General features: G+C 63.1%; 12 protein-coding genes. 1 reads left to right on the top strand and 11 read right to left on the bottom strand.

The genetic code is table 11. The annotated features are described in order from the left end of the window. Positions 1 to 30 precede the first annotated feature (30 nt). The 11 genes from AB9K35_RS16050 to AB9K35_RS16000 form a co-directional block, all read right to left on the bottom strand. Entirely contained in the window at positions 31 to 1,350 is a 1,320-nt protein-coding gene (locus AB9K35_RS16050) for a glutamine synthetase family protein (protein WP_222453885.1), read from the bottom strand. 175 nt (positions 1,351 to 1,525) lie between these two features. Continuing rightward, entirely contained in the window at positions 1,526 to 2,332 is an 807-nt protein-coding gene (locus AB9K35_RS16045) for an amino acid ABC transporter permease (protein WP_222453884.1), read from the bottom strand. After that, positions 2,329 to 3,210: an ABC transporter permease gene (locus AB9K35_RS16040; protein WP_369927665.1), complete on the bottom strand. Its 882-nt coding sequence runs from the start codon at positions 3,208 to 3,210 to the stop codon at positions 2,329 to 2,331. The genes AB9K35_RS16045 and AB9K35_RS16040 overlap by 4 nt, the downstream gene beginning before the upstream one ends. 134 nt (positions 3,211 to 3,344) lie before the next feature. Then, entirely contained in the window at positions 3,345 to 4,055 is a 711-nt protein-coding gene (locus AB9K35_RS16035) for a transporter substrate-binding domain-containing protein (RefSeq protein ID WP_222453882.1), read from the bottom strand. 36 nt (positions 4,056 to 4,091) lie between these two features. After that, entirely contained in the window at positions 4,092 to 4,871 is a 780-nt protein-coding gene (locus AB9K35_RS16030) for an ABC transporter ATP-binding protein (RefSeq protein WP_369927581.1), read from the bottom strand. Between the two features lie 133 nt (positions 4,872 to 5,004). Next, on the bottom strand, positions 5,005 to 5,784 hold the full coding sequence (locus tag AB9K35_RS16025) for a phosphate/phosphite/phosphonate ABC transporter substrate-binding protein (RefSeq protein ID WP_369927579.1): 780 nt from the start codon (positions 5,782 to 5,784) through the stop codon (positions 5,005 to 5,007). Next, entirely contained in the window at positions 5,781 to 6,221 is a 441-nt protein-coding gene (locus AB9K35_RS16020) for a TerB family tellurite resistance protein (RefSeq protein ID WP_369927577.1), read from the bottom strand. Before AB9K35_RS16020 ends, AB9K35_RS16025 begins: the two co-directional genes overlap by 4 nt. Beyond that, complete coding sequence (locus AB9K35_RS16015; RefSeq protein ID WP_369927663.1) at positions 6,221 to 6,682, bottom strand: TerB family tellurite resistance protein; 462 nt, start codon at positions 6,680 to 6,682, stop codon at positions 6,221 to 6,223. The genes AB9K35_RS16020 and AB9K35_RS16015 overlap by 1 nt, the downstream gene beginning before the upstream one ends. 46 nt (positions 6,683 to 6,728) lie before the next feature. Further along, a complete protein-coding gene (locus tag AB9K35_RS16010) occupies positions 6,729 to 7,022 on the bottom strand; it encodes a DUF1330 domain-containing protein (RefSeq protein ID WP_222453877.1) in 294 nt (97 codons plus the stop codon). A 191-nt stretch (positions 7,023 to 7,213) separates the two neighbouring features. Next, complete coding sequence (locus tag AB9K35_RS16005) at positions 7,214 to 10,288, bottom strand: valine--tRNA ligase (RefSeq protein ID WP_369927574.1); 3,075 nt, start codon at positions 10,286 to 10,288, stop codon at positions 7,214 to 7,216. Positions 10,289 to 10,390: 102 nt separating this feature from the next. Further along, positions 10,391 to 10,828 carry an Lrp/AsnC family transcriptional regulator gene (locus AB9K35_RS16000; RefSeq protein WP_222453875.1) on the bottom strand — a complete coding sequence of 146 codons (438 nt, stop codon included), beginning with the start codon at positions 10,826 to 10,828 and terminating at the stop codon, positions 10,391 to 10,393. A 106-nt stretch (positions 10,829 to 10,934) separates the two neighbouring features. Here AB9K35_RS16000 and AB9K35_RS15995 point away from each other — a divergent pair, with 106 nt between their 5' ends. After that, on the top strand, positions 10,935 to 12,086 hold the full coding sequence (locus tag AB9K35_RS15995; RefSeq protein WP_369927572.1) for a type III PLP-dependent enzyme: 1,152 nt from the start codon (positions 10,935 to 10,937) through the stop codon (positions 12,084 to 12,086). Positions 12,087 to 12,110 lie beyond the last annotated feature (24 nt).

Here is a 12,110-nt window from a genome sequence, read left to right as displayed (position 1 = left end):
GCCGGCGAAACCGGCTGTCCTGAGATGGATCTATACGGCCTCGAGCCAGGACAGCCAATGAGTCTCGCGGGGGCGTTCGGCAAAGCCTTTGACCTCCTGGCGTTTGGTCATCACCAGGTTCTGAATGGCGAGCGCGGGCAGGATACGGGCGATCAGCGGGTCGGTCTCGAACCAGTCGATCGCCGTCTCCCAGTCCGCGGCAAGCTGCGGCAGGCCTGTCATCTCGTAGATATTGCCGGAAGAGGGCGGCGGCGGCTGCATGGCATCCTCAATCCCGGCAAGGGCTGCGCCCAGAACCGTGGCCAGCATCAGGTAGGGATTGATGTCGCCGCCCGCCACCCGGTGTTCGATCCGCCGCGCGCGCGGGCTGCCACCAGGAATGCGGATGGCGGCGGTGCGGTTTTCATAGGCCCAGGCGGCGCTGACCGGGGCGTGGGCGCCGGGCACAAGCCGTTCGTAGGAGTTCCCGTGCGGGGCAAAGATCAGCGAACTGGCGGGCATCGCGGCCAAGCAGCCCGCCACCGCGTGCATCAGCAGGTCTGAGCCTTTTTCGCCGCCATCGTCAAACACGTTGTTGCCGTTCTCGTCTTCGACCGAGAAATGCACATGCATGCCGTTGCCGGCCTCTTCCGCGTAGGGTTTCGCCATGAAGGTCGCGGCAAAACCATGCTTGCGCGCCAGACCCTTGACCAACGCCTTGAACAGCCAGGCATCGTCGGCGGCGCGCATGGCCTCCTGGTGGTTGAGGTTGATTTCGAACTGGCCCAGCCCGGCCTCCGAGATGGCGGATTGCGCCGGTATGCCCATCGCTTCGGCACCGTCGTAGAGATCGGTGAAGAAGGCATCAAAGGCGTCAAGCTCGGCCACCGACAGCACCGACTGCTGGTCCAGTATCCGGCCAGTCTGCGGATCGATCGGCGGAGCAGGCTGCGCGCCGCTGTCGTCCAGCAGGCTGAACTCCATCTCGGTGGCGGCTACAACCGTCCAGCCGCGCGCGGCGTAGCGGGCCAGCACGTCCCCGAGCACATGGCGCGGATCGCCCAGGAATGGCTTGCCGTCCTCCCAGTACATCGCCATCGGCACCAGCGCCGAGGGGCTGTTGAGCCAGGGCATGGGCACTGCGCCACGGTTGGTCGGCAACATGACCCCGTCGGCATCCCCGGTTTCGAACACCAGCGGGTTGTCTTCGACATCGCGGCCCCAGAGATCGACGTTCAAGGTCGAAATCGGCATCCGCGCCGCGCCTTCGGCCAGTTTGCCCGCCATCTCAGCAGGCAGGCGCTTGCCGCGCATCTGGCCATTCATGTCACAGGCGGCGATGCGGATGGTTTTCAAAGCGGACAGGTCCATTGGAGGCTCCATGATTTCACTGAGCCAACCCTAGCGCAGCAAATTTCATTCGCCAAGAAATTTGATCAAAAAAATCACCTGAGCCGTGAGGGCGCTTCACATTGTGCCGTTTGCAGCCACATCGGCATAAAAAATGGCCCCCGTGGGAGCCATTTCAGTGTTTTGGGTCGAGAGGTCAGCGGATCAGGTTGAACCGAAGTTTCGTCTTGGTCCGCTTTTCCTGCGGCAAATGCCGGTTGAGCCGTTTGTTCACCATTCCGAAGACCGCGATGATCACCAGCGTCAGCAGGATGAAATAGAAGGCCAGGATCGGGTAGGGAATGAAGGGGTTGAAGGTCTTGTCGGCGAAGTAGTTGGCGTAGTAGAGCGCGTCGCCCTTCTGCCGCCAGGCAGGAAAGCCCGAGAAGAACACCAGCGTCGTGGCGTGGAACAGGAAGATCGCCTCGTTGGTATAGGCAGGCCAGGCCAGCCGCATCATGGTCGGAAAGGTGATCCGCCGGAAACGCCGCCAGCCGGTCATGCCATAGGCGTCCGCCGCTTCCACGTCGCCCTTGGGGATGGACCGCAGGGCGCCGTAGAAGATCTCTGCCGAGTAGGCGGCGGTGTTCAGGAACAGTACGATCAACGCGCCCAGCCACGCCGAGGTGAAGGAATCAAACACCGGGTGGACGCTTTTGAGGTTCAGGAACAGGAAGTAGGCAAAGAAGAACTGGATGAACAACGGCGAGCCGCGGAACAGGAAGATGAACCAGTCGGCCGGTTTGCGCAGCAACGCGTTGTCGGACGCCTTGGCCACCGCCAGTGCATTCGCCAGCACGAAGCCCGCCAGCACGGCAAGGGTGCCAAAATAGATGTTCCAGATCATGCCTGACCCGATCAGCGTGAACTGGTCGCACAGCGTGAAGTCACTGCGCGGCAGCAGGCGTTCGCCGAACCCGATCGAGCGCAGGCCGTAATCCTGGATTGTCTGAAGACAGCTCATGCCGCTTTCCTTTGCTTCTCACCTGCAACGGTTGCCTGGCCGCGCGACAGGCGGGTGCTGATACGCTCCAGAACCACCTCGGACAGCTTGGTGAAGAGGAGATAGAAAACCAGCAGACCCAGGAAGTACCACATGCGCCAGTCCGGGTGCGGATAGTCGGTGAACCGGGCCGTCTTCGATCCGCCCAGCTCGCGGGCCCAATAGACGATGTCCTCGACCCCCAGCAGGAACAGCAGAGGCGTCGCCTTGATCAACACCATCCAAAGGTTGGACAGGCCGGGCAGGGCATAGACCCACATCTGCGGAACCAGGATGCGCCAGAAGGACTGGCGACGGCTCAGCCCATAGGCCTCGGCGGTTTCGATCTGCGCGCGCGGCACGGCCTGCATCGCGCCGAACAGCACATTCGCGGCAAAGGCGCCGAAGACGATCGCGAAGGTGACCACGGCCAGGCTGAAGCCATAGACCTCGTGAACCCACTGCGGCGAGGTTCCCAGCGGCATCTTGGCGATTTCGCAGACCACGAAGTCATTGCCCTGGCGGATCGGTTGTTCCCAATCAGAGCATTTCACCTTGTGTCGCAGCCATTCGATGGCCTGGTCCAGCGCGATCACGAAGAACAGGAAAAAGGCGATGTCGGGCACACCGCGGACCACCGCGATATAGGCCTTGCCGGGCCAGGACAGCAGCGGCAGCGGCGAGCGCGCGGCAATGGCCCCGCCAAATCCCAACAGCAGCGCAGCCGGGGCCGTCACCGCCAGAAGCAGCAACACCGTGCCGAAGGACAGGTAGAAAGACAGATGCTTTCCGGTGGTCAGATAGCAGGTCAGCCACTGGATACCCTCCAGGCTGGCCGGGTCTAGGCAATAGGCGAAAATGGCGGGCCTCTTGATGATCTGGGCCTGGGGGCGCGGCGTGCCGCAGGTGGCGCCGCGGGCCTCTCAGGGCGTCCGGTCAGGGGCGAAGGGGGGCAATAACGCCCCCCTTCCGTGATTTGGAATGCGTGGGCAGCTTAGAACTTGCCCTCGATTTCCCACTTGTCCAGCAGCGCGTTCAGCGAGCCGTCTTCCTTCATGCTGGCGATGGCTGCGTCGAATTTGTTGCGCAGCTCGTCATCGGACTGGCGGAACGCCATGCCGATGCCGTCGCCCAGGAACACGTCTTCGCCGACAAACTGCAGCTCGGTCTCGTTGACGATCGGGATCAGGAAGTCCTTGTCGGCCATCACCGCGTCCACTTCACCGGCGTTCACGGCCGCGACGGTTTCATCGGGGTTCGGGAATTCAACCAAGGTCGCGCCGGTGGAGGCCACATGCGAGGACTGGATGGTCGAAGCCTGGGCCGCGATCACGCCGCCTTCGAGATCCACGTCATCCGACAGCGCCGCGTAGGCGGAGGGCGACGGGCGGGTGTAGCCCTGGGTGAAGTTCACGACTTCCTTGCGCTCGTCGGTGATGGACATGCCAGCGATGATGGCATCGTAGTTGCCCGACAGCAGGTTGGGGATGATCGAATCCCAGTCGTTGGTGACCCATTCGCAGGTCAGCTCGGCGCGCTTGCACAGCTCGTCGCCCAGCTCGCGCTCGAATCCGTCGACTTCACCCGCGTCGTTCAGGAAGTTGTACGGAGGGTAGGCGCCCTCGGTGCCCAGGCGTACGGTGTCGGCCAGGCCCATGGTGGCGGTCAGCGCCAGGGCGGCGGTGCCAAGGAACAGAGATTTCATGAAAGTACTCCCATTTGGTTGGTTATTGATTTGAATTTATTGATCGTGGCGTGTCGATGACAGGAACCCGCGCAACCGTTCCGAACGGGTTCCGCCAAACACTTCGTCAGGCGTGCCTTCTTCCTCGATCAGCCCCTTGTGCAGGAACACCACGTGGCTGGAGACGTCGGCCGCCATCTTCATGTCGTGGGTCACGATCATCATCGTGCGCCCTTCGGCAGCAAGATCCTTGATAACCTTCACGACTTCCTGCTCCAGCTCGGGGTCGAGCGCGGAGGTAGGTTCGTCGAACAAAAGTGCCTCCGGCTCCATGCACAGGGCCCGGGCGATGGCCGCCCGCTGCTGCTGACCACCGGACAGCTGCGCCGGATAGGCGTCGCATTTGTCGCCGATACCCACTTTGGCCAGGTAGTGCCGGGCCTTTTCCTCGACCTCGGCGCGGTCCCGACCCAAAACGGTGACGGGGGCTTCCATCACGTTTTGCAGGATCGACATGTGCGCCCACAGGTTGAACTGCTGGAACACCATGCTGAGATTCGTGCGAATCCGCAGCACTTGCTTGGGATCGGCGGGGCGCCGTGCGAGGCCGCTGCCGGTCCAGGTGATCGGCTCGCCCTTGAACAGGATGTCGCCTTGCTGGCTGTCCTCCAGCAGGTTGCAACAACGCAGCAGTGTGGACTTGCCAGAGCCGGAGGACCCGATCAGAGAAACCACGTCCCCCTTGCGAGCGGTGATGTCCACACCTTTGATCACCTCCAGCTCACCATAGGATTTATGGAGGTCGCGGATTTGCAGAACGGGCGAAGTATCGGTCAAGGCGTGTCTGTCCCTGTGAATGGAAATTCGTTCTTATTGGACCGAAAAAAAGCCTGATTGCAATGTTCAAACCGCAGATCTGGCGGATCAGCTGGCGAATTGGAGCTTCGGAGCGCGCAAAACGGAGATGACGTTACGCCCGGCTGCCATGACGGATGCGCTGTTCGGTCAGCACAGGGCCGGGCGGCGTCGGAACCGCGAGGTAATCGCTTGGCGTGAACCGCACGAGACCCTGCAGGCGCAGGGTCTGGCGGTCCGCCTCCCCGAGCTCCGCGATGGCTGATTCCAGCGCGGAAAACAGCGGCGTCGGGTTCGTGCCCACGGCCGTGATATAGGGGAGCGCCGGAGACGGAGCGGTATGGTCGATCTCGCAGAGCGACGCGGCAAAGGCATCATGCTCCCGGATGATCTGCCAGCTGACCACGTCCAGCGCGGCAAAGTCGGCGCGCCCCTCGGCCACGGCCTTGGCGGATTGCTGATGCCCGCCGGTGGCCAGCAAGGCTCCGGGCAGGAGACCGCGGTCGTGCAGGTGGATCATTGGCGCGGCCCACCCCGATTGCGACAGCCCGTCGTTATAGGCGAAGGTGGCGCCATCAAACGCGCTGATCGGTTGACCGCTGCGCTCCGCCCTTGCGACAAACACGCTGTTGTAGAACCCGGGCGCGCAGCCGGGCAAACCGTGGTCGGGCGTGGCGACAAGTTCCACCTCGCCATAGAGCCGCGTGCGGTAGGGGCAGCCGCAGGTCTGTGCAAGCAACAGCTGCGGCGAGGTCCAGATCCGCCAGGGATCGCCATCGGCCTCGCGGGTCAACTGCTCGGGGCCGGACCCCAAGTGTGCGCGAATGAGGGTCCACAGGCGGTCGTTGGCGGCGGCGGTTTCGGGGCGATCATACATGCCCAGATATGCGATCACAGCGCCGCCTCCGCGCGTTGGCGTGCGCGCGCGCTTTCCATGTCGCTGACCCCGAGCAGGCTGGCGGATAGCCGCAGCAGCGCGTCCTCGTTCACATCCCGCTGACCGTCGGCCAGTGCCACCTGCCACAGCGCCTCGATCACCGCGATACGGTCCTCATAGGCCACGGCATCCTTGATGGCGCGGGTGAAACGGACAGTATCGGGAGCCTCGGCTTCGAGCGCCTCTGCCTGTTCGCGCAGGATCAGCGCACCGCCGGTGTCCAGGCCGTAGCGGGTGCCGAGGATGCGGTCGATGCGATCCTTCTCGACCTCGGAATAATTGTGGTCAGACCGCGCGATCCGGACCAGGAGGGCGGTCAAGGCCAGCCGGGCCCCCTCGTCGTCCAACTGCTTGGGCGCGGGATCCAGCAAACGGCGCAACAGGTCCTTGAACATCAGTGGTCTCCTGCCGGTCGGGCGAGTTTTTCCTCGGCGCGGGCGCGGGCCGCCTGACTGTCAGCGTAGGACAAGCCCATGGCGCTGCGGGCCTCCTCGACGATCTTCACCTCGCCTTCATGCGCATTGCCGTCAGCCAACACCACCTCCCAGAGCGCGTCGAGCGCGGCCATCCGTTCCTCCAGCCCGGTCGTCTCGCGGATCAGGCGACCGAAGGTGTCGGTTTCCGGGGCCGCGGCGTGCAGTTTTTCGCACGTCGCACGCACCTTGGCGGCCTCGATCGCGTTGTGCTGGTAAAGGCGGGCCAGGATCCGGTCGATCAGGCTGATCTCCTCCAGCTGATAGTCCCGGTCCGATTGCGCCACCCGGACCAGAAGCGCGCCCAGTGCCAGCTCCACATCGGGGTCGGGCAGGGCGGGCGGTTCGGCAGGGCGGAAGGCCTGAAAGAATTTCTTGAGCAGGGGCATGCGGGATCCTCGGTGTGCGCGTGCAGATGAGGCAGCGGTGTCAGCCGTCGTAGCCTTCGATAATTTCCATGTCACCCCTGGACACCGGGTCGCGCAAGGCTTTGGCGTCCTGATAGGCAACGGAATCATAACACGCTTTGGCGGTTGCGAAATCCTTGAATTCAATCACCACCGTGCGCGCCCGCATCTGGCCCTCACGCACTTCCTTGTGGCCGCCCCGCACAAGGAAGCGGGCGCCGTAGTCCGCAAAGGGTTTGGCATTGGCGCTGACGTAGTCCTTGTAACGGTCCATGTCCTCGACGTCGACATGGGCAACCCAGTATCCTTTGGGCATGAGCGAGGGTCTCCTAGGAAGTGTCCAGATTGCAAGCACGCTGAAACAATTCCGCGGCAAAGACAATGGGGGCTTTGCGGGGAATTTCACCCGGTCTGTGCCAGCGGATACAAAGCAGGCGATTGAATTACATAGCAAAACACCCGCAGGTCAGACCTGCGGGTGTGTCGCGTTTCAGGTGAGTGAGCCGGTCAGCCGATCTCGGCAAGCCGCGCAAGCGCTTCCTTGACCTTGGCTTCTTCCTCCTCGCGCGCCGCGAGGTTGGCGCGGGCTTCGGCCACCACCTCCTCGGGAGCGGACGCGGCGAATTTGGGGTTGTTGAGACGCCCGCGCAATCCGCCCAGCTCCTTGGCAAGTTTGCCCAGAGTCTTCTCCAGTCGCGCCTTTTCCGCATCGACGTCGATCACATCGGCCAACGGCAGGCCAAAGGAGGCACCGGGGGCCGACACGGCCGCGCAGCCCTTGGGGAAGCTATCAACCTGTTCCAGGGTGGTGATGCGGGCGAGCTTCTGGATCATCGCCTCGTTCTTTTCCCAGGCCGCGCGGGCCTGGTCGGAGAACTCGGTGACCACCATCGGGATCTTGGCGCCTGCCGGTACATGCATTTGCGCCCGGGTCGAGCGGATGTTCTCGATCGCGGTGATGACCCAGTTCATCTCGGCATCGGCCTCGGCGTTGACCAGTTCGGTGTCATAGGTCGGCCAGTCCTGATGAACCAGCATGTTGTCGCGCTTGGCGGTGTTGCCCCACAGCTCTTCTGTGATGAACGGCATGATCGGGTGCAGGAGGATCATGCACTGGTCCAGCACCCAGCCGAGCGTCTGGCGGGTCTCGGCGATCACGGTTTCATCTTCCGAGTTGAACAGCGGTTTGCTCAGCTCGATGTACCAGTCGCAGACCTTGCCCCAGACAAAGGCATAGAGGCTGAGCGCGGCGTCGTTGAAGCGGAAGGCTTCCAGCGCCTCGTCCACTTCAACCCGAACCTTGGCGGTCTCGCCAATGATCCACTGGTTCACGGCGGCCTTGGCATCGGGGATGTCATAGGCCCGACGGTCAGCGTCATAGACCTTGTTGAAATGGGCAAAGTTCACCGCATTCCAGAGCTTGGTGCCAAAGTTCCGGTAGCCTGCGATGCGCTGCATATCGAGTTTCAGAACACCGCCGAGCGAGGCCATGGCCGCATTGGTGAAACGCAGCGCGTCGGCGCCGTATTCCTCGATGATTTCCAGCGGGTCGACCACGTTGCCGGTGGATTTCGACATCTTCTTGCCCTTGGCATCGCGCACCAGGCCATGCAGGTAGACGGTGTCGAACGGGATGCGGTCCTTTACCGGCAGGTTTTCGTCCAGCACGGCCAGCTGCATCATCATCATCCGGGCGACCCAGAAGAACAGGATGTCCTGACCGGTGACCAGCGTCGAGGTCGGGAAGTATTTCTGCATCTCCGGCGTGTCTTCCGGCCAGCCCAGGGTGCCGATCGGCCAGAGACCGGAGGAGAACCAGGTGTCGAGCACGTCGGGATCGCGGAACATCGGCACTTGCATCGGGCCTTCGAAGCTGCGGATGGCGCCTTCGTCTCTGACGTCCAGCAGCTTGCGCTGTTCGGTCAGGATCTCGATGGCTTCCTGCTGATCGGCCACGATGCGGAACTCGGTTCCTTCAGGAGATTGCAGGCGCGCTTTTTCCAGCGCCTCTTCCTCGGAGGCGGCGCAGACCGGATACCAGTCATCTTCGCCGGGGATATACCAGACCGGGATCTGGTGGCCCCACCACAGCTGGCGCGAGATGCACCAGGGCTCGATGTTTTCCAGCCAGTGGTAATAGGTCTTCTCGCCGCTTTCGGGCAGGATCTTCACGTCGCCGTTCTTCACCGCATCCAGCGCCGGGCCGACGACCTTTTCCGCGTCCACGAACCACTGGTCGGTCAGCATCGGCTCGATCACAACCTTGGAGCGGTCGCCGAAGGGCTGCATGATCGGCTTGTTCTCGACGAAGGGCACGGTCTCGGTGACTTCGCGCTCGGTGCCGTCCTCGTCCGTCACCGTCTTGGTGATGGTTTGCATGACCGCAAGACCTTCGTCGGTGATCTCCTGAACCACCTTCTTGCGGGCCTCGAAACGGTCCAGACCACGCAGGTGATCGGGCACGAGGTTGATTGCGTCCACCTCGTTCTCGGTGAAAGCGGCCCCCTTGGCATGGGCCTGGGCCTTGGCGGCCTCCTCGGCATAGGGCGCACCGTCAGCGCGCATTGCGCCCTTGGCGTCCATCAGGCGGTACATCGGGATGCCGCCGCGCTTGGCGACCTGGTAGTCATTGAAGTCATGCGCGCCGGTGATCTTCACCGCGCCCGAGCCAAAGTCCTTGTCCGGGTACTCATCCGTGATGATCGGGATCTGACGGCGGTGCTCCTTGGGGCCGACCGGAATTTCCACCAGTTTGCCGACGATGGGGGCGTAGCGCTCATCCGAAGGATGCACCGCGACCGCGCCGTCGCCGAGCATGGTCTCGGGGCGGGTGGTGGCGATGGCGATGTAGTCGCGCTCCTCCTCGAGGATGACGTTGCCGTCTTCGTCCTTCTCGACGTAGGTATAGGTCTCGCCGCCTGCCAGCGGGTACTTGAAGTGCCACATGTGGCCCGCAACCTCGATGTTCTCGACCTCGAGGTCGGAGATCGCGGTCTCGAAATGCGGGTCCCAGTTGACCAGTCGCTTGCCGCGGTAGATCAGACCCTTGTTGTACATCTCCACGAAGACCTTGATCACGGCATCATGGAAGTTGGGGGAATTCTCGTGGCCGGTGCGGGTGTCGCCATGGGCGCCCGCCATGGTGAAGGCGGTGCGTTCGAAATCGCAGGAGGCGCCAAGACGTTTCAGCTGCTCGACGATGGTGCCGCCGGATTTTTCCTTCCACTCCCAGATCTTGGCGAGGAAGTCGGGGCGGGAGAAATCGGTGCGCTTCTTGCCCTCCCTGGCCAGTTCACGCTCGACGACCATCTGGGTCGCGATGCCTGCATGGTCGCAGCCGGGCTGCCACAGGGTGTCAAACCCCTGCATGCGCTTCCAGCGGATCAGGATGTCCTGCAGGGTGTTGTTGAAGGCATGTCCCATGTGCAGAACGCCGGTGACGTTCGGCGGCGGGATCATGATGCAATAGGTCGAGGCCCCGGGCTTGGCATTGGCCCCGGCCTTGAAACAGCCCGCTTCTTCCCAGGCTTTGTACAGGCGGCTTTCCGCTTCCGCTGCGTTGAATGTCTTTTCCATCGCCATCACTACATCCCTCATGCAATTGGGGTTCAATTACCCAATGGCACAGCGAAGGGAAAGGCGGATCGCGGTATTTCTTTGACCGCGACCCGGTCGGGCGGGGTTTCAGGCGTTGGTGCGGTCCAGCTTGGTTGCAAGATGGATCAGGCTCTCGGATGAGCGCACCCCGCGCGCCTCGGCAATGCGGTCGATGGTGTCGTCCAGTTCGGCGGTGCTGTGGGCGACGACTTGCGCCAGCAGATCGAACCGGCCCGAGGTGGTGTGCACCACCTCGACCCCCGGCAGGCTGCGCAGCCGGGACAGCACCTCCGGGCCGGAACGGGGCTCGATCGACATCAACACGGTCGCCTGCAGCGGCGGTCGCGCCGATGCAGAGGTGCGCAGCGTATAGCCCGTGATGACGCCACTGTTTTCAAGCCGCTCGAGGCGGGCCTGCACGGTGGTTCGCGCCAGCCCGAGCTGACGGGCGAGTTCCGATACCGGACGGCGGGCGTTTTCGCGCAAGAGGCTGACAAGGTGCTGATCGATGTCGTCAGTTTTCATTTTTGGCCTGCATTTTGACGATCTGGAGCGCCAGTTTAGTCAGTTTGAGGGGAGGAATCGACGGTCATTCTGCCAAAAATAGATCAACACACAGAGGTTTACATTGATGCAGCACATTCCTCCGCTTTGGCTCTCTCCGGAAACGCACCTGGCCCGCACGGCGCCGGATCACCCGATCCTGTATTTCTCACCGCGTGTCCTGCACGAGGTTGCGGGACGGTTCCAGCGGGGCTTCCCCGGGCTGGTGACCTACGCGGTCAAGGCCAATCCGCATCCGGCGGTCTTGTCGAACCTGGTCGCGGCGGGCGTGACTGCCTTTGATGTTGCGTCACCTGCCGAGATGGAAGCGGTGCGCGGGGCCAGTGCGGAAGCGGTGATGCATTACAACAACCCTGTGCGCTCCGAGGCCGAGATCGCAGCTGGGATCCGCCATGGTGTGGCCAGCTGGTCGGTGGATGAGCTGAGCGAGCTGGACAAGCTTGACGCGGTGCCGCGCAGCTGTGAAATCGCGGTGCGTTTTGCCCTTCCGGTGGCGGGGGCCGCCTATGATTTCGGCAGCAAGTTCGGGGCTGGCGCCGACGAGGCCGTCGAGCTGTTGAAGGCGGTGGCAGCCCGCGGTTGGCGGCCGTCGCTGTGTTTCCATCCCGGCACCCAATGCGAGGACGAGGCGGCCTGGGTCGAGTATATCCATGTTGCCCGCAAGATCGTCGATGCCGCCGGGGTCAGCATCGCCCGGTTGAACGTTGGTGGCGGTTTTGCCGCCAACCGCGATGGCGTCGCACCTGATCTCGAACGGGTTTTCGGCGCCATTGGTGCAGCGGCGCAGGAGGCGTTCGGTGCCGACGGTCCACAGCTGATCTGCGAGCCGGGACGGGCGATGGTGTCGGAATCCTTCACCCTCGCGGCCCGCATCAAGGGCCTGCGCCAGAACGGCGGCGTGGTCTTTTTGAACGATGGCATCTATGGCGGGCTGGTCGACATCCGTGACATGGGCTTGCCAGGCCGTGTCGAGGTGGTCGCCCCTGACGGCTCCCGCCGCACCGGGCCGCGTCGGCCCCGGGTGGTGTTCGGGCCAACCTGCGACAGTCTTGACCGGCTGCCGGATGGTCTGCCCCTTCCCGATGACTGTGTGACAGGCGATTATGTGCTGTTTCCCGGTCTGGGGGCCTATTCTTCGGCCATGAGCACGCAATTCAACGGCTATGGTCTGTCGGATGTGGCCACGGTGATCGAGCTGACTGGACAACCGCCCGCTTAGCGGTAGTCTCCCCCCTGACAATCA

It is taken from the genome of Leisingera sp. XS_AS12 (genome assembly GCF_041224635.1).
Taxonomy (GTDB): Bacteria; Pseudomonadota; Alphaproteobacteria; order Rhodobacterales; family Rhodobacteraceae; genus Leisingera.
This window is presented reverse-complemented; position numbering and strand designations above follow the sequence as displayed.